Consider the following 23284-nt stretch of genomic DNA (forward strand, 5'->3'; position numbering starts at 1 on the left):
GCTCGAGGTGCCGTCCCCGGCCGCGCGGCGTCAGCCGCCGGAGTCGTCCATCTCGGCGCCCTCGGGCACGGTGTCGTCGTCCCGGCTGGCCAGCCAGCCGTCCGGCAGGGCGACCTTGCCCGGTGAGTTGGTGCGCCCGCGCGGCTGGCCCAGGGCGGTGACCGGGAACGGCTCCGCCGGGTCGAGCTTGCCCAGCAGGTCGTCGAGCTGGGCGAGGCTCTCGATCATCGCCAGCGAGCGGCGCAGTTCGCCGCCGACCGGGAAGCCCTTCAGGTACCAGGCGACGTGCTTGCGGAAGTCGGTGCAGCCGTCCCGCTCACCCCGGGCCGGGTTGCGGGCGCCCGCCACGAACTGGTCGACCAGCAGCTCGGCGTGCCGGCGCATGGTCACCGCCACCTCGCCGAGGGTGGGCAGTCGCCGCTCCGGCCGACCGTTGAAGGCGGCCTCCAGGTCGGCGAAGAGCCACGGCCGACCGAGGCAGCCGCGACCCACGACCACGCCGTCGACGCCGGTGTGGGCGACCATCCGCAGCGCGTCGTCGGCTTCCCAGATGTCGCCGTTGCCGAGCACCGGCACGTCCAGGGCCTGCTTGAGGGTGGCGATGGCGTCCCAGTCGGCGGTACCCGAGTAGCGCTGCGAGGCCGTACGCCCGTGCAGCGCCACCGCCGCGACGCCGGCCTCCTGCGCGGCGAGCCCCGCCTCGACGTACGTCAGGTGGTCGTCGTCGATGCCCTTGCGCATCTTGACCGTGACCGGCACCCCGGAGGGTGCGGCGGCATCCACCGCGGCCTTCACCAGGCGGGCGAAGAGCCGGCGCCGCCACGGCAGCGCCGCGCCGCCGCCCCGGCGGGTGACCTTGGGTACGGGGCAGCCGAAGTTGAGGTCGATGTGGTCGGCCAGGTCGCGCTCGACCACGATCCGGACGGCGGCGGCGGTGATCTCCGGGTCGGTGCCGTAGAGCTGGAGGCTGCGCGGCTGCTCGTCGTCGCCGAACGCGATCATGCGCAGCGTCTTCGGGTTCCGCTCGACCAGCGCCCGGGTCGTGATCATCTCGCAGACGTAGATGCCGCCGCCCTGCTCACGGCAGAGCCGGCGGAAGCCGATGTTGGTGATCCCCGCCATCGGGGCGAGCACCACCGGCGGTGACACCTGGTACGGCCCGAGGGTCAACGGGCGCAGCGCGGGCACGGTCGAGGCGGTCACCGGACAAGTGTAAGGAACGGCCCCCTCTTAACGCCTAGCGCATAGAAGGGGGCCCTTCCTTTCACGACGCATATCACACCGCACCATGATCGAACGAGTTATCCACACCTGGCAGGAGTTTCCACAGGCCGTACGACCGGGCGGGACACGGCCTGGTTCCGGCGGTCAAGCTGCGGTCATGCGTGAACATCCACCCGAGCTGGCGGCGATGGCCGAGCGGCAGCAGCAGATCGCCACCCGGGCGCAGTTGCTCGCCGCCGGCTACGACGACATGTACCTGTACCGCCAGGCCCGGCGCGGTCAATGGCAACGCGTCCTGCCAGCGACCTACGCCCTGTTCACGGGCACGCTGACCGATGAACAACGGCGGATCTCCGCAGCCCTCTACGCCGGGCCGCAGGCGCAGCTCACCAGCTTGGCCGCGCTCGCCTGGTACGGGTTCCGGCAGATTCCGCGCAACACCGACGTACACCTGGTGGTGCCGCACCGCGCGCGGCGCCGGTCGGCGGGCTACGCCCTTGTTCGACGGGCCCTGGCACTGGACAGCCGGCCGCGTTCGAGCGCGCCCTACCCCGTGTGCTCGCCGGCGCGGGCGGTGGTGGACGCGGGCCGCGACCTCGGGCAGCTTCGCCCGGTGCGGGCCATCGTCGCCGAGTCCATCCAGCGCGGTTTCACCGACCTGGCCGGGTTGGATGAGGAGATCCGCCGGGCGCGGCGCAGTCGCACCGCGCTGGTCAGGATGGCGTACGCGGAAGTCGTGGCCGGCACCCGGTCGGCTCCGGAGGCAGAGCTACGCGAATGCTTGGCGGGCAGCCCGATCCTGCCGCGGATTCGGTGGAATCCCCGCCTTCGCACGCTCGACGGGACCGTGTTGCCGACGCCGGACGGGTACATGGACGATTCGGCGGTGGCGCTGGAGGTCGATTCACAGGAGTACCACTTCAGCCCAAGCGACTGGGCTCGGACGCTGGAGCGGCACAACGAGCTGAGTCGGCACGGTGTCCTGGTTCTGCACGTCACGCCAGCACAGCTCCGACGCCATCCGGACCGCATTCGACAAACTGTCGAGGACGCGTACGAGTCCCGGCAGGGCGTCGGCGCCACGCTTCGGGTCCGGGTCGATCCAGCCGGCCCGGAGCAGGCAAAGGCCTGATCGCATACGGCCCTCGATACCACTCCGCTCAGCTGGGCAGCGAAGTTAGGAAGGGCCCCCTCCTATACCTGAGGCGTTATGAGGGGGCCCTTCCTTACACGTCAGCAGCCGGGAAGGCGCTCGATGAGGTACCGCTCGACCTGGTCCAGGGAGACGCGCTCCTGACCCATGGTGTCCCGGTTCCGGACCGTCACGGCGTTGTCGTCCAGGGTGTCGAAGTCGACGGTCACGCAGAACGGGGTGCCGATCTCGTCCTGCCGGCGGTACCGGCGGCCGATGGCCTGCGAGTCGTCGAACTCCACCACCCAGCGCTTGCGCAGCAGCGCCGCGAGGTCCTTCGCCTTGGGCGACAGCGCCTCGTTGCGCGACAGCGGCAGCACCGCCACCTTGACCGGGGCCAGGCGCGGGTCGAACCGCATCACCGTGCGCTTGTCCACGCCGCCCTTGGTGTTCGGGGCCTCGTCCTCGTCGTACGCCTCGAGCAGGAAGGCGAGCACCGCGCGGGTCAAACCGGCGGCCGGCTCGATGACGTACGGCATCCAGCGCTCGCTCTTGCTCTGGTCGAAGTACGACAGGTCGACGCCGGAGTGCTTGCTGTGCGTGGAGAGGTCGAAGTCGGTGCGGTTCGCGACACCTTCCAGCTCGGCGAACTCGGTGCCGCCGAACTGGAACCGGTACTCGATGTCGACCGTGCGCTTCGAGTAGTGCGACAGCTTCTCGGCAGGGTGCTCGTACAGGCGCAGATTGTCCGCCGAGAGGCCGAGGTCGAGGTACCAGTTCCAGCGCTCCTGGAGCCAGTACTCGTGCCACTGTTCGTCGGTGCCCGGCTCGACGAAGAACTCCATCTCCATCTGCTCGAACTCGCGGGTCCGGAAGATGAAGTTGCCCGGGGTGATCTCGTTGCGGAACGACTTGCCGGTCTGCGCGATGCCGAACGGGGGCTTCTTGCGGGCGACCGTCTCGACGTTCTTGTAGTTGACGAAGATGCCCTGCGCGGTCTCCGGACGCAGGTAGTGCAGCCCCTCGTCGCTCTCCACCGGACCCAGGTACGTCTTCATGAGGCCGTTGAACATCTTCGGCTCGGTGAACGTGCCCTTGTTGCCGCAGTTGGGGCAGTTGACCTCGGCGAGCGAGGTGGGCGCGTGGCCGTGCTTGGCCTCGTACGCCTCCTCGATGTGGTCCGCCCGGAACCGCTTGTGGCAGAACTGGCACTCGGTGAGCGGGTCGACGAACTCGGCGATGTGGCCGGACGCCTCCCACACCTTGCGGGCCAGGATCACCGCGGAGTCGAGACCGACGACGTCGTCGCGCTGCTGGACCATGGTCTTCCACCACTGCCGGCGGACGTTCTCCTTCAGCTCCACGCCGAGCGGACCGTAGTCCCACGCCGACCGGGTGCCTCCGTAGATCTCGCTGGAGGGGAAGACGAAGCCTCGGCGCTTGGCGAGGCTGACGACGGCGTCGATACGGTCGGCTGGCATGTTTCCTCCTACGCCGGCTGGCGGTCGGCGGGGGCGAGATGTGGATGGAACGGTCGGTTCGGGACAACGGTACGACCACCGCCGCCCCGAGCCCAGCAGAATACCGGGGGCGGGTCAGCTCACCCCGCAGACCTCCATGCCACCGGTCTGACCGTCCTGACCCAGGCTGACCTGCTGACGCTCCCGGTCGCCGCCGGCCAGGGTCACGTCCACCGGCACGGTCAGGGTGGTGGTGTCCACCTCACCCACCCGGAACGCGGTGACCTGCGGCTCGGCGGCCGCCCGCCGCTCGAACTCGGGGCGGGACTCGCGCCGCTGCGCGTCGTCGCAGAGCTGGTCGTACGCCCGGCCGTAGTTGCGCTCGACGAGCGCCTGGTAGTAGTCGTCGGTCACCGTGCGGCCCTGCTCGCGTACCGCCTGCACGCCGCTCACGGCCAGGCCCACGACGGCCGTGCCACCTCCGCCACAGCAGAGCAGCACGGCGAGGGCGCCGACGCCGATGCCGATCCAGAGCCGGGTGCGGCGTCCTTCGGTGGGAGGCGCGGCGAAGGGCGGAGCCACACCGGGACCGGGCGGCGGGGCGGGTGCGGTCATAGGAGCAGGGTAGTGCCCGACGGCTCAGCGGTAAGGACCTGCAGCCCGATCACTCTCGGCTACCACCACGGCTCCGCCCGGCGCGGCGCTGGCCAGCGCCTCGTACGCGGACGGCTCGTCCACCGACTCGGCGAGCAGCGGCACCGCGCTCACCTTGACCTCGAAGGCGCCCAGCGCCCGCCGGTAGGTGCCGACGGACTCCCACTCGGTGACCAGTGACCAGTACCGGGGGTCGTCCAGGGCTCGGACCAGTTGGCCGCGCAGGTAGCCGGGGCAGGCCGCCAGCGCGGTCAGGGCGGCGTGCGCCCGTTCGGTGAAGCCGTCGGCGACATCGACGTCGACCACGAACCGGTTGGTCACCAGCACCGGGGGTTCCTCCTCGTAGAGTCTGTGGGATGCAGCGTACGCAGCGCCCTCTGCTGGCCCGGTTGGCCGGGGCGAACCCGACGTCGGTGTTCCTGCTCACCCTCGTGGTGGTGCTGGTGGCGTTCTTCACGCCGGGGGTGGTCGGCGGCCTGCTGACGTTGGCCCTCGCCGCCGCCCTGATCGCCCTGTTGGCGACCACCTGGCCGGTTCAGGCGCCGCAGACCAGGGTGGTCCGGCTGCTGATGCTGACCCTGCTGGTGACGGTGGGCCTGGCGAAGCTGCTCTGACATGCAAGCATGCGTTTTTGACAATCATTCTCATTACCACGGACAGTGGGGACCATGAGCAACCGCACCACGCCCCGCGTCCTGGCCGCCGCCGCTACCGCCCTGCTCGCCCTGGGCGCCGCCGCCGGCTGCTCCACCGGCGGCCCGGCCGGCGCCGATCCCCAACGGGTCGACGTGGTGGCCGCGTTCTACCCGCTCCAGTTCGTCGCCGAGCGCGTCGGCGGCGACGCCGTCCGCGTGACCAACCTGGCCAAGCCCGGCGCCGAGCCGCACGACCTGGAGCTGAGTCCCCGCCAGGTCGGTCAGATCACCGAGGCCGAGCTGATCGTCTACCTCAAGGGCTTCCAGCCCGCGGTGGACGAGGCGATCGCGCAGGACGACGACGCCCCGGTGTTCGACGTGGCCAGCGTGCAGCCGCTGATGGACGCGAGTTCCGGTGGCCACAACCACGAGGGCGACGAGGAGGGCGAAGAGGGGCACGGGCACGCCAAGGACCCGCACGTCTGGCTCGACCCGATCCGACTCGCCGCCATCGGCGACAAGCTCGCCCAACAGCTCGGGACGGTCGACGAGAAGCACGCCGCCGACTACACCGCCCGCGCCGCGACCCTGCGCGCCGACCTGACCACCCTCGACGGCGAGTTCACCAAGGGCCTGACGACCTGCCAGCGACGCGAGATCGTGACCAGCCACACCGCGTTCGGCTACCTGGCCGACCGCTACCGCCTCGACCAGGTCGGCATCACCGGGCTCAGCCCCGACGTCGAGCCCTCGCCACAGCGACTCGCCCAGGTCATCGAGGAGGCGAAGGAGCACCGGGCCACCACGATCTTCTTCGAGGCGCTGGTCAGCCCGAAGGTCGCCGAGACCATCGCCGGTCAGGTCGGCGCGAAGACCGCGGTGCTCGATCCGATCGAAGGACTCGCTGCGGGCAGCGACGCCGACTATTTTTCGGTGATGCGTACCAACCTGCAGACCCTGCGGACGGCGTTGAGCTGCTCGTGAGCACCCCTGTCATCACCGTCGAGCACGGCGCGGTCGGCTACGAGGGCCGCCCCGTGCTCCGGGACGTCTCGCTCACCGTGACCGCCGGGGAGGTGGTCGCGGTGCTCGGCGCCAACGGCTCCGGCAAGTCCACGCTGATCCGCACGATCCTCGGCCTGGTGCCGCTCAGCTCCGGCTCGATCACCCTCTTCGACCGGCCGTTGCGCCAGTTCCGCCAGTGGCAGCGCATCGGGTACGTCCCGCAGCGCCTCGGCGCCGGGTCGGGCGTACCCGCCACCGTCCGCGAGGTGGTGGCCTCCGGCCGGCTGGCCCGCCGGGGCATCCTGCGCCCTCCCGGCGCCGCCGACCGGGCCGCCGTCGACGCGGCGCTGCGGGCGGTCGGGCTCGCCGACCGGTCCACCGATCCGGTGTCCACCCTCTCCGGCGGTCAGCAGCAGCGCACCCTGATCGCCCGCGCGCTGGCCGGTAAGCCGGAGCTGCTGATCCTCGACGAGCCCACCGCCGGGGTGGACGCGGCCAGCCAGGAGGCGTTCGCGGGCGCGTTGCGCGACTTCGTCGCCGACGGCGGGACGGTGCTGCTGGTGGCCCACGAGCTGGGGCCGCTGCGACCGGTGATCAGCCGGGCGGTCGTCGTCCACCAGGGCGGCATCTGTCACGACGGCACGGTCCCGGACCCGGCCGGCCACCACGCCGAGCCCGACCACGACCACGTGCACCCGCACGGTCCCGACGAGCCCGCCGGGCTGTGGAGCAACTGACCATGGAACTCTTCCAGTACCCCTACATGCAGCGTGCCCTGATCGGCGCGCTGGTGATCGGCCTGGCCGCCCCGGCGCTCGGCATCTATCTGGTGCAGCGCCGACTCACGCTGATCGGCGACGGCATCGGACACGTGGCGTTGACGGGTGTCGGCGCCGGCCTGCTGCTGAACCGCTCACCGGTGCTGGTGGCGGTGATCGTCGCCACCGCCGGCGCGATCGCCATCGAGCTGGTCCGCGCCCGCGGGCGTACCTCCGGCGACCTGGCCCTGGCCCTGCTCTTCTACGGCGGCATCGCCGGTGGCGTCCTGCTGGTCGGTCTCTCGGACGCGACAAGCGCCAACCTCAACGCCTACCTGTTCGGATCGCTGCTCTCCACCTCGGTCAACGACCTGATCACCGTCGGTGTGCTCGGAGCGGCGATCCTGATCACCATGATCGCCCTGCGGCCGGCGCTCTTCGCGATCAGCCACGACGAGGAGTACGCCCGTGTCTCCGGCCTGCCGGTGCGCACGCTCAACCTACTGATCGCGGTCACCACCGCAGTCACGGTGACCATCGCGATGCGGGCCGTCGGAGTGTTGCTGATCAGCGCGTTGATGGTGGTTCCGGTGGCCGCCGCCCAGCAGGTCACCCGGGGCTTCCGCAGCACGATGACCGCCGCCATGGCGCTCGGGTTCTTCGCCGCCGGCTCGGGTGTCTGGGTGGCCGCCAACGCCGACACCCCGCCCGGAGCGTCGGTGGTGCTGCTGGCGATCGCCTCCTTCCTGGTGGTGGCCGTGGCCGGGGCGATCTGGCGGACGCTGCGCCGCCGCACCGCGCCGGCACCCGTACCGGCGGTGGAGCCGCACGAGGTCGTCCTGGACTGAACCCGATCGGCGGATGTCGGTGGTATTGGTTACCGTTGCAAGATGACCAGCGCAACGGGCTACGAGGGTTTCGACGGAGCCAGCGAACTGCTCCGAGCCCTGTCCGCACCGATCCGGCTGGCCATCGTCAGCGAGCTCGCCGACGGCGAGCGGTGCGTGCACGAGCTGGTGGAGAAGCTGGGCGCCGCGCAACCGCTCGTCTCCCAGCACCTGCGGGTGCTGCGCGGCGCGGGTGTGGTGCGCGGCTCGCGTCGGGGTCGGGAGATCGCCTACAACCTGGTCGACGAGCACGTCGCGCACATCGTGGCGGACGCGGTCAGTCACGCGGGGGAGGGATCATGAGCGAGAGCGGCGCCGCGGTACGCAACACCCGGCAGCGCTCGGCGGTAAGCGCGCTGCTGGGCGAGATGGAGGGCTTCCACAGCGCCCAGGACCTGCACGCGATGCTCCGGCAGCGCGGTGAGCGGGTCGGCCTGACCACCGTCTACCGCACCCTGCAAGGGCTGGCCGACGCGGGCGAGATCGACGTGATGCGCCCGCCGGGCGGCGAGCACCTCTACCGCCGGTGCAGCGAGGGGCACCACCACCACCTGGTCTGCCGGGCCTGCGGGCGGACGGTCGAGGTCGCCGGCCCGGCGGTGGAGAGCTGGGCGGACCGGGTCGCCGCCGAGCACGGGTACGCCGACGTCAGCCACACCCTGGAAATCTTCGGCACCTGCCCGACGTGCGTCCGATGACGGGCCTCCGGTTCACGCCGGTCGATCCGGCGGGCAGTGACACGACGCTGCGCGACTGGCAGCACATCCACAACTCGATCATCCCGACGGCACCCCTGTCGGCCGACGAGATCGCCGCTCGCGCCCAGCGCCACATCCTCGAGGTCGCGTACGCCGACGGGGCGGCAGTGGGCTGCTCGACCGTACGTCCCCCGGCACCCGACGCCGCAACCGTGATCGCCCGGGTGCTGCCGGAGAGCCGCCGGCACGGCTACGGGGAGCAGATCTACCAGCGCGGACTGGCCCGGGCCCGTGAGCTGGGCGCGCAGACCATCGAGACGGTCGTCCTGGCGTCCAACGACGAGGGCCTGCGGTTCGCCCGCCAGCACGGCTTCGTCGAGATCGAACGGTACGTCCTGCCGGGCGACACCGTCGCGTTCGTGGACCTGCGGCTCGCCTGATCCGGCGCTCCGGCCGAGCACCGGAATCGACGGGTGCCGGGCCGGAGCCGTTCGTGGCACGCTGTCCGGCGTGAAGATCTACGCCGATCGGTTTCCGACCGCCGTCCGTCAGTTGCTCACCGACCTGCTCGTCGTCATCTGGGTGTACGCCGCGATCCGCGCCGCCCTCTGGCTGCACGACCTGGTGCAGAAGCTCGCCGTACCCGGGCAGAAGCTGGAGGGCGCGGGCGGTGGCCTCGCCGACAACCTCGCCGACGCCGGCGGCAAGGTACGGCGGGTGCCGCTGGTCGGTGACGAGCTCACCGCACCCTTCCAGCGCGCCGCCGACGCCGCCCGAGGTCTCGCCGACGCCGGCCGGGAGCAGCAGCACCTCGTCGACCAGCTCGCCCTCGCCCTCGCCGTCGCGGTGCTGATCTTCCCGCTCGGTCTGGTGCTCGTCGGTTGGCTGCCGCTGCGGCTGCGCTGGATGCGTCGCGCCGGCTCCGCCGCGAAGCTCGCCGCCGTACCGGCCGGACGGGACCTGCTCGCGCTCCGCGCGCTGGCCACTCAACCGCTGGGCCGCCTCACCCGGATCGCGCCCGACGTCGCCGAGGCGTGGCGACGCGGCGACGACGACACCGTCGAAGCCCTGGCCGCCCTGGAGCTACGCCACCTAGGCCTCCGCAACAAAACCCCCTAAACACAACCCCGCCCCGCCCCGCCATGCCGATCATGGACTTGTGGTGGGCGACAAAGCGCCCCGTAAGCCCCTAAAACAGGCACCACAACTCCATGATCCACGAGGCCGGGCGGCGAGTACCCCGCGATCTTGCACTTTCTGTAGTGACGTAAGAGGCAAACCGTCCTGAATTGACCACCGAAAGTGCAAGATCGACGAGGACAGGGGCGTGGACGAGGGCTCTGGGCAAGATCTACGAGGGCGAAGGGCTTGGGGTGTGTGGTGGCGGCTCGGGGGTGCGGGCGCAGGCCGTTAAGGTCGTCGGGTGTTCTACTTCCTGGTCGTCATCGCCGTCCTGCTGCTCGGATACGCCGCCGTGCTGGTTTCCTTCGTGCGGCGGGGCAAGAAGATTCCGCCCGCCGCGTACCTCGCGCTGGCCGTGCTCAACGGTCTGATCCTGGCGGGAGTGCTGGCCTGGGCGGTCGCCCGTTGACCTGCGGCAACGCCACGCCTTGCCCCGCGACGCCACGGCCCGCCCCGCCACACCCCGCAACGCGACACTGCGCGCCGCCACACCCCGCCACGCGACACCCGCCCCGCCCCACCCCGCCACGTCCCGGCCGCCCGGGCCGCCCCAAGATCGTGCTCGAACCAGAAGGTAGTGGCCTCGGGGTCGGAGGGATGCCACCGAATCCAGGATCGAGCGTGAGCTTGCACCGCTCTCGGGCATGGTCTTGCGTCAGGGTCGGACAGCGACCTCGCGCAGTGACCGGTTACGGTTTCGGGGGGATGCGGCGGCGGACGTCCTCGGCGGTGGACGGGCCGGGCTTCCAGCGCGCCACCCAGGGCAGTTCGGCGGACGGGGTGACGACGCCCTCCTCCACGCTCGCGTAGCGGCCGGCGAGGATCCGCTTGGCGGCGGCGGTGTCGACCGAGTCGGTGTTGTCCCACAGGGCGGCGAACAGGGCGTCCACCCGAACGCGGGCCTGCCGGCAGAACAGGTCGGCCAACTCGACGTTCTCCGGGTGGGCGTCACGTTCGGCGGTTGCCCGTACGCAGACGGCGGACATCGCGAACAGCTCCGCGCCGATGTCCACGATGCGCCCGAGGAACGCCTGCTTGCGCTCCATCTTGCCCTGCCAACGGGACATCGCGTAGAACGTCGAGCGGGCCAGCTTGCGCGACGAGCGTTCCACCTGGCGCAGGTGCCCGGCGAGGGGGCCGAACTCGGCGTACCCCGATGGGCTCTGGCCCTTGCCGACCGTGAGGGTCGGCAACCACCGGGCGTAGAACGCTCCCGCCCGCGCCCCGGCGCGGGCCTTGCGGCCGAGCCCAGCCTCCGGGTCGATGATGTCGCCGGCCACCGACAGGTGGGCGTCGACGGCCTCGCGGGCGATCAGCAGGTGCATGATCTCGGTGGAACCCTCGAAGATCCGGTTGATGCGCAGGTCCCGGAGCACCTGTTCGACGGTGGCCGGGCGTTCACCCCGGGCGGCGAGTGAGTCGGCGGTCTCGTAGCCGCGTCCGCCCCGGATCTGGACCAACTCGTCGGCGATCTTCCAGGCCATCTCGCTGGCGTAGAGCTTGACCAGCGCCGCCTCGATCCGGATGTCGTTTCGGTCGTCGTCGGCGAGCAGGCAGCACAGGTCGAGCATGGTCTCCATGCCGTACGTGGTCGCGGCGATGAAGGAGAGCTTCTGGGCGACGGCCTCATGCTCGCCCACCGGCCGCCCCCACTGGACGCGGTCGGCGGCCCATTCCCGGGCCACGTTCAGCGCCCACTTGCCGGCGCCCACGCACATGGCGGGCAGTGAGAGTCGGCCGGTGTTGAGCGTGGTCAGGGCGATCTTGAGGCCCTTGCCCTCGCCGCCGATGACGTTCTCGGCGGGTACGAAGACGTCGTGGAAGCGGGTCAGGCTGTTTTCCAGGCCGCGCAGGCCGACGAACTCGTTGCGCCGCTCCACGGTGATGCCGGCGCTGTCGCCGTCCACCACGAACGCGGTGATGCCGCCGCGGCGGCCTTCGGCGGCGGGCACCCGGGCCATCACCACCAGCAGGGTGGCCACGGTGCCGTTGGTGGCCCAGAGTTTCACGCCGTTGAGTCGGTAGCCGGTGCCGTCCTCGGTCGGTTCGGCAGTGGTGGCGAGCCGGGCCGGGTCGGAGCCGACGTCGGGCTCGGTGAGCAGGAAGGCGGAGACCTCGCCCGCCGCGAGTCGGGGCAGGAAGCGCTGCTTCTGCTCGGCGGTGCCGAACATCTTCAGCGGTTGCGGCACGCCGATCGACTGGTGGGCCGAGAGCAGCGCCCCGATCGCCGGGCTGACCGAACCGGCCAGCATCAGCGCCCGGCAGTAGTGCAGGTTGCTAAGCCCCAGGCCGCCGTACTTCCGATCGATCTTCATGCCGAACGCGCCGAGGTCGGCGAGGCCGTGGAAGACGGAGTCCGGGATGGCGGCGTCGCGCTCGATGGCGGCGCCGTCCACCTCGGCGGTGACGAAGGCGCGGAGCCGGCCGAGGAACTCCTCGGCGCGGGCCACCTCGGCCGGGTCGGCGCGCGGCCACGGGTCGATGAGGTCGAGCCGGAACCGGCCGAGGAACAGCTCCTTGCCGAAGCTGGGACGGTCCCAGGTGGACTCGCGGGCGGCCTCGGCGACCCGGCGGGCTTCCTTCTCGGAGACCTGCCCGGCCTCGGCCGGAAGCGGCGCGGCGGTGCCGGCGGCCGGCGATCCAACGGCAGACCCGGCGGCGGCTGCGGGCGAGGCGGCAGACCCGGCGGCGGCTGCGGAGTCGGGGCCGTCCGGTGCCGGTCGGCCGTCCTGTGTCGTGGTCACGGCTGCCCCCTCGAAACTCGGTGCGGCTGCTCGACGTGCGCGACTGACGCCACGCTACCCCCGGTTGTTACCCAGAGGTAGCGTGGCGTGAACATCGACGGGCGTCAACCGACGCTGAGCGTCTCCGGGTCGTCGTCCTCGTCGTCGATGTCGTCGTCACCCCAGTTGCGGCGGGCGAACGGCAGGATCACCCAGAAGACGAGGAACCAGATCCCGGCGAGCGCGCTCAGCACGAAGGCGATCGGCCGGTCCAGCACGAAGTCGGTGATCAGCAGCACCGCGCTGACCATCGCGATCAGCATGAAGCCGAGCCCGCCGGTCGCCATCCGGTGCGCGAACCGCACCAGTTCCGGCTTGCGCCCCTGACGGAACAGCGCCCGGTGGAACGCCACCGGCGAAATGATCATCGCGGTGGCGGCGGCCGCAGCGAGCAGGGCGACGATGTAGACGTCGCGCTGGAACTCGCTGGTCCGGGTGAACCCGTTGCTGAACGGCAGGGTGAGCAGGAAGGCGAAGAGGATCTGCACGCCGGTCTGGGCGACCCGCAACTCCTGGAGCAGATCGGCGAAGTTTCGCTGCCAGCGTTGCTTCTCGGTCTCCTTGGACACGCGCTACCTCCGTGTGAACGGTACTGTCGGCGGTCCCGCCGCCGGCAGCAACGCCAATGCCCCACCCGACCGAGCGCGAAACAGGCTCACGACACCTGCCGTTCATCGTGTGGCAACGTCAGGACCCGCGACGGATCCGGCCGGCGTACCGGGCCTCCAGCGCGTTGTTGTGCGCGTCCCCGTCCGGAATGTTCGCCGACAGGTACACCGGGGGCCGCTCCCCCACCGCGAGCAGCCGAGCCACCACCTCCACGGTGATCTGCTGGGCCAGCAGCGCGGCCGTGATCGAGGAGACCGCGCCGACCGCGCCCCCGTCGGGCAGCGGCAGCGTCGCGTCGCCGTACGGGGCGCCGTTGTCGAGCACCACGTCGGCGAGGTCGGCCAACTTGCGTCCGGACGGGTGGCGGGAGGCCATCTGGCCGGAGTGCTGTGCGGAGGTGATCGCCACCAGCTGGTGACCCCGCTCCTTGACCAGCGTGGCGAACTCGACCATCGCGCCGTTGACGCCGGAGTTCGAGGCGAGCACGAAGACGTCGGCGGGCCGTACGGGAGCCAGCTCCCAGAGCCGGTGCGCCACCGCCGGGTCCCGTTCCAGCAGCGGCCCGAGCACGTCCGCCGGCTCGCCGCCGAGCAGCACCAGGTCCCGCAGGGCGATCCGGTTGGTGGGTACCAGCCCGCCGGCCCGGCCGGCGATCTCCATGGCGAGGGCCTCCGAGTGCCCGGTGCCGAAGGCGTGCACCACCCCGTCGGCGCGTACCGCTTCGGCGATCAGGTCAGCGGCCCGACCCACGGCGTCCCGCTGGCTGGCGGCCACCCGGGACATCGTCTCGGTCACCACCCTCAGGTAGTCCTCGGCGCTCACCGTCATGCTTCCTCCGTCCGTCTGTTGCGGGCGAACCACCGCACCGCGAAGTCGACCGCCGCCCGCTGGCTTACCAGCCTCGCCGTTCCGACGCCCACCGGGCCGACGCGGACCACCGTCGTGGCGTCGAGGTCCCGGCCCAGGGCACCGAAGTCGCTCTCGTCGAGCCGGACGTCCTGCCACCACACCCATTCCCGGCCGCCGTCGGCGGTCCGCACCGCCGCGCCCAGTCGCTCGCGGACGATAGCGGGACGACGGTACTCGGCCAGGTGCAGCGAGGTGTTGACGCTGTGGTCGACGCCGAGCAGCAGCACGTCGGCGTCCAGATCGTAGAGCCGGGCCAGCGGTGAGACCTCGCCGAGCATGTCGGCCAGGGCGTGCCCGGCGACGACCTGCTCGGCCGTCGGGCCGAGCGCCGCGAACGACACCTGGGGGTGCGTGCTGCGCAGTGCCCCCGGCCAGCAGCGGACCGTCTCGGCGAGGACGCCCATGTAGCGGCTCGGTGTGATCGCCGGGTCGAAGCCCGGCATCTCGGCGCGGATCAGCGGCCACCAGTCCACCGGCACCGACGGGTGCCGCCACTGCGCCGGGTCGCTGTTGTCGGGGGTGTGCGTCGGCACCACGATCGTGCCGTCGGGGCCGAGCGCGTCCCGCAGGGCAAGCGCCAGCGCCTGCGGTCCGCCGCAGACGTAGCCCAGCGGACGCATCCCGGCGTGCACCAGCACCGTCGATCCGGGGCGTACGCCCAGCAGGCGGAGTTGCGCGGCGATCGACCGGCGGGTGCCCGGTCCACCGGTGGCGCCCGGCACGGCTCAGGCCGTCCCGGCGGCCCGGGCCAGGACCGCCTCGGCCAGCGCGGCGGGCGCGGCGTCCGGGATCCAGTGGCTCACCCCGGTCAGGGGTACGAAGAGGTAGTCGCCGGTGACGTGGGCGGCGCACGCCTCGGCGGCGGTCCGGCCGATCGCGACGTCCCGGTCGCTCCACACGTAACTGGTCGGTACGGCGACCGGGCCGACGGCGGCCAGGTCGGCGCGGGACATGGCCCGATACCAGTTCAGGGCGGCGGTGAGCGCGCCCGGCTCGCGCATCGGGTCGGCGTAGCGGTTCACCCGGGCGGCGTCGCCCACTCCGCCCAGCAGCTTGCGCAGCGCCGTCGCGTGCCACGCCAACAGCACCTTCTCGGCCTTGCCCGGCTTGCGGAACAGCGCGATGTACGACGAGCGGGCCTTCTGTTGGCCGTCGGTGGCGAGCGCGTGTGCCATGGCCGCCGGGTGCGGCACCGACACCGCGGTCAGCGTCCGGACCCGCTGCGGGTGCGCGGCGGCCACCGCCCAGGCCACGACCGCGCCCCAGTCGTGGCCGACGAGGTGCACGGCGTCGAGACCGAGCGCGTCGAGCACCGCGACCGCGTCGGCGACCAGCTCGGGGATGCGGTACGCCGCCACCTCGGCGGGGCGCGCGCCCGGCGAGTAGCCCCGCTGGTCCAGCGCGTACGTGCGCAGGCCGGCGGCGTGCAGCGGCGGCACCACCTCGTCCCACTCGCCGCTGTGCTGCGGAAACCCGTGCAGCAGCAGCACGGGGGCGCCGTCGGACGGGCCGCCGGTGCGTACCTCGAACGTCAGACCCCGCGCGTCGACCTGCATGATCGTGAGCCTACCCAGCCGCCGCCGCGCCGGCCCCGGATGCGCGGGCCGGCGCGACGCCCTGCTGGGCTGTTACCCCTGGTCGGTGCTAGCGTCAGCGAGACAACTTCACATCCGACAGGGGAGCGCACAGCGCTGAGAGTGCGGGCACGCCCGCAGACCCTCGAACCTGATCTGGGTAATGCCAGCGCAGGGAGTTCGGTCGACCTCCAGCCGCGCCGTGGGTCCGGTGCCACCGGACGCGCGGCGTGCGTCTTCTCCTGGTTCGTTCCACTGAACTGGGAGCACAGCATGAACAACACCACCAACCGTTGGCGCACGATCGACATCGTGGTCGCCTCGGTGATCGCGGTCGCCTTCGGCGTCATCTTCTGGGCCTGGGGCCTGGTGTGGAGCGCCACCGAGGGCGCGTTCGTCTTCTTCCCGCCCGCGCAGACGCTGATCTACGGCGTGTGGCTGATGCCGGCCGTGGTCGGCGGGCTGGTCATCCGCAAGCCGGGCGCGGCACTCTACTGCGAGACCGTGGCCGCGGTCGTCTCCGCGCTGCTGGGCAGCCAGTGGGCCGGCACGGTCATCCCGCAGGGCATCGTGCAGGGCATCGGGGCCGAGCTGGCGTTCGCCGCCTTCCGGTACCGGTCGTACCGCCTGCCGACCGCCGTGCTGGCCGGCGCGCTGACCGGCCTCAGCGCGGCCCTGTTCGACTTCTTCGTCTGGAACAGCGAGACCGAGCTGGTCAACTACCGCATCCCGTACGCGCTGCTCACCATCGTCAGCGCCACGGTCATCGCGGGCGTCGGCGGCTGGGCCCTCACCCGCGCCCTGGCCAACACCGGCGCCCTGGACCGCCTCCCGTCCGGCCGAACCCGCGCCCTGGTCTAGAACCTGCCCTTACCTCGTTGATCAAGAGGTTGGCGTCACCGCGAGGCGGAGATCTGACGCGAACCTCTTGATCAACGACGACGGCGACCCGGGAGGAGGGGCGGTGGGGGTACTGCTGCGAGGGTTTGGGTGGCGGCACGCCGGGCGGCGGGCGTGGGCGCTGCGCGGGGTGGATCTGCGGGTGGCGGACGGGGAGCGGGTACTGCTGCTCGGGCCCTCGGGGGCCGGCAAGAGCACGCTGCTCGCCGCGCTCGCCGGGCTGCTGCCGGAGGACTCCGGTGAGCAGGAGGGCACCGTCGAGATCGACGGGCTCGACGCCCACAAGGCCCGGGAACGGGTCGGCATCGTCTTCCAGGACCCGCAGACCCAGTTGGTCATGGCGCGCACCGGAGACGACGTCGCGTTCGGCTTGGAGAACCGGGGCGTACCCACGGACGAGATCTGGTCGCGCGTCGACGAGGCGCTGCGGCGGGTCGGCTTCCCGTACCCCAGGGAACGCAACACGGCCGCCCTCTCCGGCGGCGAACAGCAACGCCTCGCCCTGGCCGGCGCGCTGGCGCTGCGGCCCGGCCTGCTGCTGCTCGACGAGCCCACCGCCAACCTCGACCCGGACGGAGCCGCCCTGGTCCGGGGCGCGGTGGCGGGCGCACTGGACGCCGACACCACCCTGATCCTCGTCGAACACCGGGTCGCCGAGGCGTTGCCGCTGGTGGACCGGGTGGTCGTCCTGGCGCCCGGCGGCGGCGTCCGCGCCGACGGACCACCCGACGCGGTCTTCGCCCTGCACGGCGACGCCCTCGCCGCCGAGGGCGTCTGGGTGCCCGGTCACCCCATCGCGCCGCGCCGGGCCACCACCGCCGCCGGCGACGTGTTGCTCACCGCCGACCGGCTCGGCCTGCCGTCCCGGCTGGGCCCCACCGATCTGACGGTACGCGCCGGAGAGGCCCTCGCCGTCCGCGGACCGAACGGGGCCGGCAAGTCCACCCTGGCGCTGCTGCTCGGCGGACTGCTCAAACCGGGCACCGGCCGGGTCACCGCCTCGGCCGAGTTGGCCGGCACCCACCAGCGCACTCCCCCGCACCGCTGGCGCGCGCCCGTGCTGGCCCGCCGGATCGGGTCGGTCTTCCAGGACCCGGAGCACCAGTTCGTCACCGGCACCGTCTTCGACGAGCTGGCGCTCGGCCCACGCCGCACGGGTCAACCCGATGCGGCCGTCACGGAGACGGTGGCCACGCTGCTCGAACGGTTACGACTGACCCGGCTCGCGGCGGCCAACCCGTACACCCTCTCCGGTGGGGAGGCGCGACGCCTCAGCGTGGCGACGGCCCTGGCCACCGCGCCCCGCGTGCTGATCTGCGACGAACCCACCTTCGGCCAGGACCGGCGCACCTGGGGCGAGCTGGTCGACCTCTTCGCCGACCTGCGCGACGCCGGACACGGCGTCGTCAGCGTCACCCACGACCCGGACTTCGTCGCCGCGCTCGCCGACCGCACCGTCACCCTGGAGCGGTCGTGAGGACGGTGGCGCGCGACCGACGCCTCGGAGCGGTCGTCGACGGGGTGGCGCGCGGCGACCGACGCCTCGACGCCGGACGGGCGGAGCGCCGATGATCGGCATCGAGCCGGTCGCCAGGCCCGGAGCGCCGCTGGCCCGGCGCAACCCGGTGGCGAAGCTCGCCGCCGCGCTGGTCTTCTCGTTCACCCTGCTGGCCACGCTCGACCCGGTGGCGCCCGCGGTCGCCATCGCCGTCGAACTCGCCGTGCTGCCGCTGTTCGGCCTGCGCTACCGGGTGCTGGCCCGGCGGGCGCTGCCGCTGCTGCTCAGCGCCGTCGGCATCCTGGTCACCCTGGTGCTCTTCGCCGCCGACCAGTCCGGCCGCGTGCTGCTGGACGCCGGGCCGGTGCTGGTGAGTACCGGTGTGCTGCTGACCGCGCTCGGCCTGGTGCTGCGGATCTTCGCGGTGGCCCTGCCCGGCGTGATCGTCTTCGCCACCACCGACCCGACCGACCTGGCGGACGCGTTGATCCAGAACGCGAAGGCACCGGCCCGGTTCGCCATCGGGGCGCTGGCCGCGTTCCGGCTCGTACCGCTGCTCGAACAGGAGTGGCAGATGATCAGCATGGCCCGCCGGGCACGCGGCGTCGACGCGGGACGCAATCCCGTGGCCAAGCTACGACTCTTCGCGTCCACGGCGTTCGCGCTGCTGGTCGGGGCGATCCGTCGAGGTACCCGGCTGGCCGTCGCGATGGACGCGCGCGGATTCGACGCCGGCACACCCCGTACCGTGGCCCGCCGGCAGCGCTTCGTACTCGCCGACACGCTGCTCGTCGTCGGCGCGGCGGCGCTGGCCGGCGCCGCCCTGACGACGAGCATCTTGGCCGGCACCTTCCGCCCCCTACTCGGCTGACACCGCCCCGCGCCGCGCCACCGCGCGCCCGTCCAGGGCACTCCCGGCCGCCCCGCGCCGGGCCCCCGCACGCCGGCCCCCGCCCGCCGGCCGGCGAGCCGCCGGCCGGCGAGCCGCCGGCAAGATCCGCGCAACTTCAGGGATGTTGTGGCCTCGTCCGTGTGGGTGGCCACAACATCCCTGAAGTTGCTGTTACGGACCGGCGCCCGGGCGGCTCGGTCAGCTACGCCGGAACGCGTAGCGGCGGGTCTGGCCCGCCGGCTGACTGCGGCCGCCGGCCGAGCAGTTGCCGCCGCCCGTCGGCGGTCCGGCCGTGGGCGCGGACGGTCGCCGGGCCGGCGTCGGCAGGTCCTCCACCGCAGGCGCGTCGACCGCCGCCGGCACATCGACCGGCAGCGCCATGTCGGCCGGGACAGCTACGGGCCGCACGGGCTCGACGGTCGCCGCCGGGTCGACCAGCGCCGCCGGCAGCGCCGGCTCGACCAGCGCCGCCGGCCACGCCGGCTCGCCCCCGGCAGCGGGGCCGGCCGGGCCGTGGTCGGCCGCCGGGATCCTTCCGGACGGGGTGGTCTTCGGGGTACGGGACTTCTTCGGGTTACGCCTGGCGGGCATCCGGGCCTCCTTCGGTGCCGACCGTCGCGGCCGGTCCCGCGCTCCGGCGGTCGGTCGGATCGGCTGGTGACCGTCGCGGTGCGACGGTCGGTGGGAAGGGACTGCTCACCGGGGATCAGGCAGGCTCGACGCCGCCGCATGGCGGGGAGAAAGACGCGCGACGCCCGGGAGCGCACGGACCGCGACGCGGGGCGGCGGACCGGCTCGGAAGTGGGGCGTCAGTTACGCATGCCGGAACCCTAACCACCGGCTGGGAAGACGCGCATCCGAATTTACTGGCACGATCAGCAGATGCTGATCGCGTTCTCGATCACCCCGCTGGGCGGCGGCGACTCCGTGGGCGACCTCGTGGCAGAGGCGGTACGGGTGGTCCGCGAGTCCGGTCTGCCGAACCGGACCGATGCCATGTTCACCACCGTCGAGGGTGAGTGGGACGAGGTGATGGCGGTGGTGAAGCGGGCCGTCGACGTGGTGGCCGCGCAGGCGCCCCGGGTGAGCGTCGTCCTCAAGGCCGACGTCCGGCCGGGAGTCACCGACGCGCTCACCGCGAAGGTGGCGCGGGTGGAGGAACGCCTGGCCCAGGAGTGAGCGTGGACCTCGGTCGTCCGGTGGACGCGGTGGACGGACGGGCCGCGACCAGGCGGTGACCCGCCGTGGGACGACCTGCCCGTGATCCCGGATGCCGCGATACCGTCGCAGGGACAGTTCGACGGCGAGAGGTGGCGGCACGAATGGCTCAGCAGGCGACAGCGCAGATCGGCGTGACCGGGCTGGCGGTGATGGGCCGCAACCTGGCCCGCAACCTGGCCCGCAACGGCTTCACCGTGGCGGTGCACAACCGGTCCCCGGAACGCACCCGCAGCCTCGTCGCGGAGCACGGCGATGAGGGCACCTTTGTGCCCGGTGAGACGATGGCCGACTTCGTGGCGTCGCTGGAGCGTCCCCGCGCGGTGATCGTGATGGTCAAGGCCGGCGCGCCCACCGACGCGGTGATCGACGAGCTGGTTCCGCTGCTGGACGAGGGCGACATCATCGTCGACTGTGGCAACGCCCACTTCGCCGACACCCGCCGCCGCGAGGAGTCACTGCGCGCGCAGGGGCTGCACTTTAGCGGCACCGGCGTCTCCGGCGGCGAGGAGGGCGCGCTGCTCGGCCCGAGCATCATGCCGGGTGGCTCGACCGAGTCGTACGCCAAGCTCGGGCCGATGTTCGAGAAGATCGCCGCCCAGGTGGACGGTGTGCCGTGCTGCACGCACGTCGGGCCGGACGGCGCCGGGCACTTCGTCAAGATGGTGCACAACGGCATCGAGTACGCCGACATGCAGCTCATCGCCGAGGCGTACGACCTGCTGCGGGCCGGCTTGGACGCCACCCCGGCCGAGATCGCGGAGATCTTCCGCGAGTGGAACAGCGGCGAGCTGGAGTCGTTCCTCATCGAGATCACCGCCGACGTGTTGGCGCACACCGACGCGGCGACCGGCCGCGCTTTCGTCGACATCGTGCAGGACCGGGCCGAGCAGAAGGGCACCGGCCGGTGGACCGTGCAGAGCGCCCTTGACCTGGGCATCCCGATCACCGGGATCGCCGAGGCGACGTTCGCGCGTTCGCTGTCCGGGCATGTCGACCAGCGCGAGGCGGCCCGCCGGGCCTTCCCGGACGCCGGCGAGAAGTGGCAGGTGGCCGACCGGGACGCGTTCGTCGAGGACGTCCGCCGGGCGCTGCTCGCTTCCAAGATCGTCGCGTACGCCCAGGGTTTCGACCACATCCGGGCCGGCAGCAGCGAGTTCAACTGGGACATCGACCTGGGCGGTACGGCGACCATCTGGCGCGGTGGCTGCATCATCCGGGCCCGCTTCCTGAACCGGATCCGCGAGGCGTACGACGAGCAGCCCGACCTGCCGACGCTGCTGGTGGCGCCGTACTTCGCCGAGGCGGTCAGCGCGGGCGTGCCGAGCTGGCGGCGGGTGGTGGCCGACGCCGCGCAGGCGGGTGTCCCGACGCCGGCGTTCTCGTCGTCGCTCGCGTACTTCGACGCGCTGCGGGCCGAGCGACTCCCCGCCGCGCTGATCCAGGGCCTGCGGGACAACTTCGGCGCACACACCTACCAGCGCGTGGACCGCGAGGGCTCGTTCCACACCACCTGGGCCGCCGACAAGACGGAGTCCCCGGCGTAACGCACGGCCCACGGCCCACGGCCCACGGCCCACGGCCCACGGCCCACGGCCCACGGCCCACGGCCCACGGCCCACGGCAAGATCGTGCTCAAACCATGATGTAGTGGCCTCCGCAATGCAGGGAGGCCACTACATCCATGTTCGAGCGCGATCATGGGAGACGGCGGGCGGCGCCGGGCTGTGGCGGGCTGTGGCGGCGGCTGACCGACGGCGCGACGACGTGCCCACCCGTCAGTTGATCGTGGCGTGCATTTCCCACACGAGGATCTCCGCCGGGTCGTCGGCGCTGAGCCGTCGACCGCCGGTCATGGTGAGCCGGGCCGCGTCACCGGTGCCGAGTGGACCGCTGCCCTCCAGGGTGACCGTGCCGTTGGGCACGTACACGTGCACGAAGGGCGCGTCGGGGATGGTGACCTCGTCGCCGGGGCGGAGACGGGCAGCGTGCAGGGTTGCGTACCGGTTGCGGATCCGGATGGCGGACGCACCGTCGTAGCGGTCCATCCCGGAGGCGATCGGGACCAGGCCGCCGCGCAGCAACTCGTCCTCGATCTCCAACTGTTCGTAGCCGGGGTCCACGCCCTGCTCGTCGGGGAGCACCCACATCTGCACGAAGTGCACGGGGTCGCTGTGCGGCTGCTGGTTGTTCAGCCGCCAGGCGTCGTTCTTCTCCGAGTGCAGGATGCCGGTGCCGGCGCTCATCCGCTGCGCCAGGCCCGGATAGATCACGCCGGAGTGGCCGGTGGAGTCCTGGTGCACGAGTGAACCCCGCAGCACCCAGGTGACGATCTCCATGTCCTGGTGGGGATGGGTCTCGAAGCCGGCGCCCGGCCGGACCACGTCGTCGTTGTTGACCAGCAGCAGCCCATGGTGGGTGTTGGCCGGGTCGTAGTGCCGGGAGAACGAGAAGGAGTGCTTCGAGTCCAGCCAGGAGATCCGGGTGGCGAAGCGGTCCTCGGCGCGGCGTACGTCGACCGCCGGGGCGGGTGCCGTCACCAGGCACGCTGCCCAGCGTCGGGAATCGACGGCGCCCAGGTCAGCGCCGGCTCTCCGGTGGCCAGTTCGGCGATCTCACCGGTGCGCAGCGCGGGCGTGTGACCGAACTCGGCGCAGTGCTGCTCGGCGATCTCGGCACAGATCTCGGCGACCTGCTCACAGATCGGGCCACCCAGGTCGGCCGCGTTCAACGCCATGATCATCTTGTACCGCAGATCCCGCACACCCACCCACCCCCACCCATCCACTCGACAGGTCCCGCCTCCCTCTCGGACCCTACCGGCCCCCACCGCCCCAAACCCCAGAACAACCAACCCCCACCCCACCCCTGCCGAGCCCCGCCGATCTTGCACTTATGGTGGTCGACAAGTCCGCTTCCATGGCTTTTGTCACCACGGAAAGTGCAAGATCGGCGGGCCTCATCGCGGAGGAAGTCGCGCGGGGTGGGGTGGGGTGAGGGTCGGGGTGGGGTGGGGTACGGGGCGAGGCGCCGCCCTGCACGTTGTGCGGGGCGGCGCCTCGGGGGTTGCTCTTGCGTTACCAGAATCGGCGGCGCTTGGCTTTCTGCGGGCGGATCAGGTCCGCGCCCTTCGTCAGCAGCCGGGTCGCCCCGGAGGGACCACGGCGGGCCTCCAGGGTGTGGCTGAGCCGACGCGCGCCGGCCGCGGCCAGTGGCGCCGCGACGGCCATCACCGCCCACTGGGCAATGCGCTTCTGGATCATGTG

General features: G+C 72.0%; 28 protein-coding genes and 1 riboswitch. Of the genes, 15 read left to right on the forward strand and 13 right to left on the reverse strand.

Features of this window, described 5'->3' with window-relative positions; translation table 11 throughout:
- Positions 1-30 precede the first annotated feature (30 nt).
- Positions 31-1203 (reverse strand): tRNA dihydrouridine synthase DusB, encoded by a 1173-nt coding sequence (dusB, locus tag ACN269_RS12680; protein WP_421472639.1) that lies wholly within the window; start codon positions 1201-1203, stop codon positions 31-33.
- Positions 1204-1381: 178 nt separating this feature from the next.
- Here dusB and ACN269_RS12685 point away from each other — a divergent pair, with 178 nt between their 5' ends.
- Positions 1382-2356: a type IV toxin-antitoxin system AbiEi family antitoxin domain-containing protein gene (locus ACN269_RS12685; RefSeq protein ID WP_421472640.1), complete on the forward strand. Its 975-nt coding sequence runs from the start codon at positions 1382-1384 to the stop codon at positions 2354-2356.
- Between the two features lie 101 nt (positions 2357-2457).
- Here the strand turns inward: ACN269_RS12685 and ACN269_RS12690 are convergent, their stop codons facing one another.
- The 3 genes from ACN269_RS12690 to ACN269_RS12700 all read right to left on the reverse strand — a co-directional run bounded on the left by ACN269_RS12690 (position 2458) and on the right by ACN269_RS12700 (position 4797).
- Positions 2458-3837, reverse strand: a complete 1380-nt coding sequence (locus tag ACN269_RS12690) for a glycine--tRNA ligase (RefSeq protein WP_421472641.1) — start codon at positions 3835-3837, stop codon at positions 2458-2460.
- 114 nt (positions 3838-3951) lie between these two features.
- Complete coding sequence (locus ACN269_RS12695) at positions 3952-4431, reverse strand: hypothetical protein (protein ID WP_421472642.1); 480 nt, start codon at positions 4429-4431, stop codon at positions 3952-3954.
- A gap of 24 nt (positions 4432-4455) precedes the next feature.
- Positions 4456-4797 (reverse strand): antibiotic biosynthesis monooxygenase family protein, encoded by a 342-nt coding sequence (locus ACN269_RS12700; RefSeq protein ID WP_007463893.1) that lies wholly within the window; start codon positions 4795-4797, stop codon positions 4456-4458.
- 29 nt (positions 4798-4826) lie between these two features.
- Here ACN269_RS12700 and ACN269_RS12705 point away from each other — a divergent pair, with 29 nt between their 5' ends.
- The 9 genes from ACN269_RS12705 (at position 4827) to ACN269_RS12745 (ending at position 10044) form a co-directional block, all read left to right on the forward strand.
- On the forward strand, positions 4827-5084 hold the full coding sequence (locus ACN269_RS12705) for a hypothetical protein (protein WP_421472643.1): 258 nt from the start codon (positions 4827-4829) through the stop codon (positions 5082-5084).
- A gap of 54 nt (positions 5085-5138) precedes the next feature.
- Complete coding sequence (locus ACN269_RS12710; RefSeq protein WP_421472644.1) at positions 5139-6089, forward strand: metal ABC transporter substrate-binding protein; 951 nt, start codon at positions 5139-5141, stop codon at positions 6087-6089.
- On the forward strand, positions 6086-6847 hold the full coding sequence (locus tag ACN269_RS12715) for a metal ABC transporter ATP-binding protein (RefSeq protein WP_421472645.1): 762 nt from the start codon (positions 6086-6088) through the stop codon (positions 6845-6847). The genes ACN269_RS12710 and ACN269_RS12715 overlap by 4 nt, the downstream gene beginning before the upstream one ends.
- A 2-nt stretch (positions 6848-6849) precedes the next feature.
- Positions 6850-7716: a metal ABC transporter permease gene (locus ACN269_RS12720; RefSeq protein WP_421472646.1), complete on the forward strand. Its 867-nt coding sequence runs from the start codon at positions 6850-6852 to the stop codon at positions 7714-7716.
- Positions 7717-7758: 42 nt separating this feature from the next.
- The gene (locus ACN269_RS12725; RefSeq protein WP_421472647.1) at positions 7759-8058 is read left to right on the forward strand and encodes an ArsR/SmtB family transcription factor; all 300 of its coding nucleotides are present in this window, start codon (positions 7759-7761) and stop codon (positions 8056-8058) included.
- Positions 8055-8453, forward strand: a complete 399-nt coding sequence (locus ACN269_RS12730) for a Fur family transcriptional regulator (RefSeq protein ID WP_421472648.1) — start codon at positions 8055-8057, stop codon at positions 8451-8453. Before ACN269_RS12725 ends, ACN269_RS12730 begins: the two co-directional genes overlap by 4 nt.
- Positions 8450-8893: a GNAT family N-acetyltransferase gene (locus tag ACN269_RS12735; protein ID WP_421472649.1), complete on the forward strand. Its 444-nt coding sequence runs from the start codon at positions 8450-8452 to the stop codon at positions 8891-8893. The genes ACN269_RS12730 and ACN269_RS12735 overlap by 4 nt, the downstream gene beginning before the upstream one ends.
- Positions 8894-8963: 70 nt before the next feature.
- Positions 8964-9572 (forward strand): hypothetical protein, encoded by a 609-nt coding sequence (locus ACN269_RS12740; RefSeq protein WP_421472650.1) that lies wholly within the window; start codon positions 8964-8966, stop codon positions 9570-9572.
- Between the two features lie 304 nt (positions 9573-9876).
- Positions 9877-10044, forward strand: coding sequence for a hypothetical protein (locus ACN269_RS12745; protein WP_421472651.1), 168 nt, complete (start codon positions 9877-9879; stop codon positions 10042-10044).
- 280 nt (positions 10045-10324) lie between these two features.
- On the opposite strand, the gene ACN269_RS12750 is transcribed toward ACN269_RS12745, so the two are convergent.
- From ACN269_RS12750 to ACN269_RS12770, 5 genes are all read right to left on the reverse strand, one after another.
- On the reverse strand, positions 10325-12379 hold the full coding sequence (locus ACN269_RS12750; protein WP_421472652.1) for an acyl-CoA dehydrogenase family protein: 2055 nt from the start codon (positions 12377-12379) through the stop codon (positions 10325-10327).
- 104 nt (positions 12380-12483) lie between these two features.
- Positions 12484-12987: a DUF6328 family protein gene (locus ACN269_RS12755; protein ID WP_421472653.1), complete on the reverse strand. Its 504-nt coding sequence runs from the start codon at positions 12985-12987 to the stop codon at positions 12484-12486.
- Positions 12988-13105: 118 nt separating this feature from the next.
- Positions 13106-13855, reverse strand: a complete 750-nt coding sequence (locus ACN269_RS12760; protein WP_421472654.1) for a sugar isomerase domain-containing protein — start codon at positions 13853-13855, stop codon at positions 13106-13108.
- A complete protein-coding gene (locus tag ACN269_RS12765) occupies positions 13852-14658 on the reverse strand; it encodes an aminoglycoside N(3)-acetyltransferase (RefSeq protein ID WP_421472655.1) in 807 nt (268 codons plus the stop codon). The genes ACN269_RS12760 and ACN269_RS12765 overlap by 4 nt, the downstream gene beginning before the upstream one ends.
- Before the next feature lie 3 nt (positions 14659-14661).
- Complete coding sequence (locus tag ACN269_RS12770) at positions 14662-15492, reverse strand: alpha/beta fold hydrolase (protein ID WP_421472656.1); 831 nt, start codon at positions 15490-15492, stop codon at positions 14662-14664.
- A 109-nt stretch (positions 15493-15601) separates the two neighbouring features.
- Positions 15602-15706: riboswitch (TPP riboswitch) on the forward strand.
- Positions 15707-15783: 77 nt separating this feature from the next.
- Here ACN269_RS12770 and ACN269_RS12775 point away from each other — a divergent pair.
- The 3 genes from ACN269_RS12775 (at position 15784) to ACN269_RS12785 (ending at position 18779) form a co-directional block, all read left to right on the forward strand.
- Positions 15784-16371: an ECF transporter S component gene (locus ACN269_RS12775; RefSeq protein WP_421472657.1), complete on the forward strand. Its 588-nt coding sequence runs from the start codon at positions 15784-15786 to the stop codon at positions 16369-16371.
- Between the two features lie 103 nt (positions 16372-16474).
- Complete coding sequence (locus ACN269_RS12780) at positions 16475-17887, forward strand: ABC transporter ATP-binding protein (protein WP_421472658.1); 1413 nt, start codon at positions 16475-16477, stop codon at positions 17885-17887.
- A 91-nt stretch (positions 17888-17978) separates the two neighbouring features.
- A complete protein-coding gene (locus ACN269_RS12785) occupies positions 17979-18779 on the forward strand; it encodes an energy-coupling factor transporter transmembrane component T family protein (RefSeq protein WP_421472659.1) in 801 nt (266 codons plus the stop codon).
- 219 nt (positions 18780-18998) lie between these two features.
- On the opposite strand, the gene ACN269_RS12790 is transcribed toward ACN269_RS12785, so the two are convergent.
- Positions 18999-19391, reverse strand: a complete 393-nt coding sequence (locus ACN269_RS12790) for a hypothetical protein (RefSeq protein ID WP_421472660.1) — start codon at positions 19389-19391, stop codon at positions 18999-19001.
- Positions 19392-19682: 291 nt separating this feature from the next.
- On the opposite strand from ACN269_RS12790, the gene ACN269_RS12795 reads away from it, so the two are divergent.
- Positions 19683-19979 carry an MTH1187 family thiamine-binding protein gene (locus tag ACN269_RS12795; protein WP_421472661.1) on the forward strand — a complete coding sequence of 99 codons (297 nt, stop codon included), beginning with the start codon at positions 19683-19685 and terminating at the stop codon, positions 19977-19979.
- Positions 19980-20122: 143 nt separating this feature from the next.
- Positions 20123-21565, forward strand: coding sequence for an NADP-dependent phosphogluconate dehydrogenase (gene gndA / locus ACN269_RS12800; RefSeq protein ID WP_421472662.1), 1443 nt, complete (start codon positions 20123-20125; stop codon positions 21563-21565).
- A 231-nt stretch (positions 21566-21796) separates the two neighbouring features.
- Here gndA and ACN269_RS12805 read toward each other — a convergent pair whose 3' ends face one another.
- The 3 genes from ACN269_RS12805 to ACN269_RS12815 form a co-directional block, all read right to left on the reverse strand.
- Positions 21797-22558, reverse strand: coding sequence for a pirin family protein (locus ACN269_RS12805; protein ID WP_421472663.1), 762 nt, complete (start codon positions 22556-22558; stop codon positions 21797-21799).
- Positions 22555-22782, reverse strand: a complete 228-nt coding sequence (locus ACN269_RS12810; RefSeq protein ID WP_421472664.1) for a thioredoxin reductase — start codon at positions 22780-22782, stop codon at positions 22555-22557. The genes ACN269_RS12805 and ACN269_RS12810 overlap by 4 nt, the downstream gene beginning before the upstream one ends.
- A 313-nt stretch (positions 22783-23095) precedes the next feature.
- On the reverse strand, positions 23096-23281 hold the full coding sequence (locus ACN269_RS12815; RefSeq protein ID WP_421472665.1) for a hypothetical protein: 186 nt from the start codon (positions 23279-23281) through the stop codon (positions 23096-23098).
- Positions 23282-23284 lie beyond the last annotated feature (3 nt).

The organism is Micromonospora sp. WMMD736 (assembly GCF_049179015.1).
In the GTDB taxonomy this organism is placed as follows: Bacteria; Actinomycetota; Actinomycetes; order Mycobacteriales; family Micromonosporaceae; genus Micromonospora.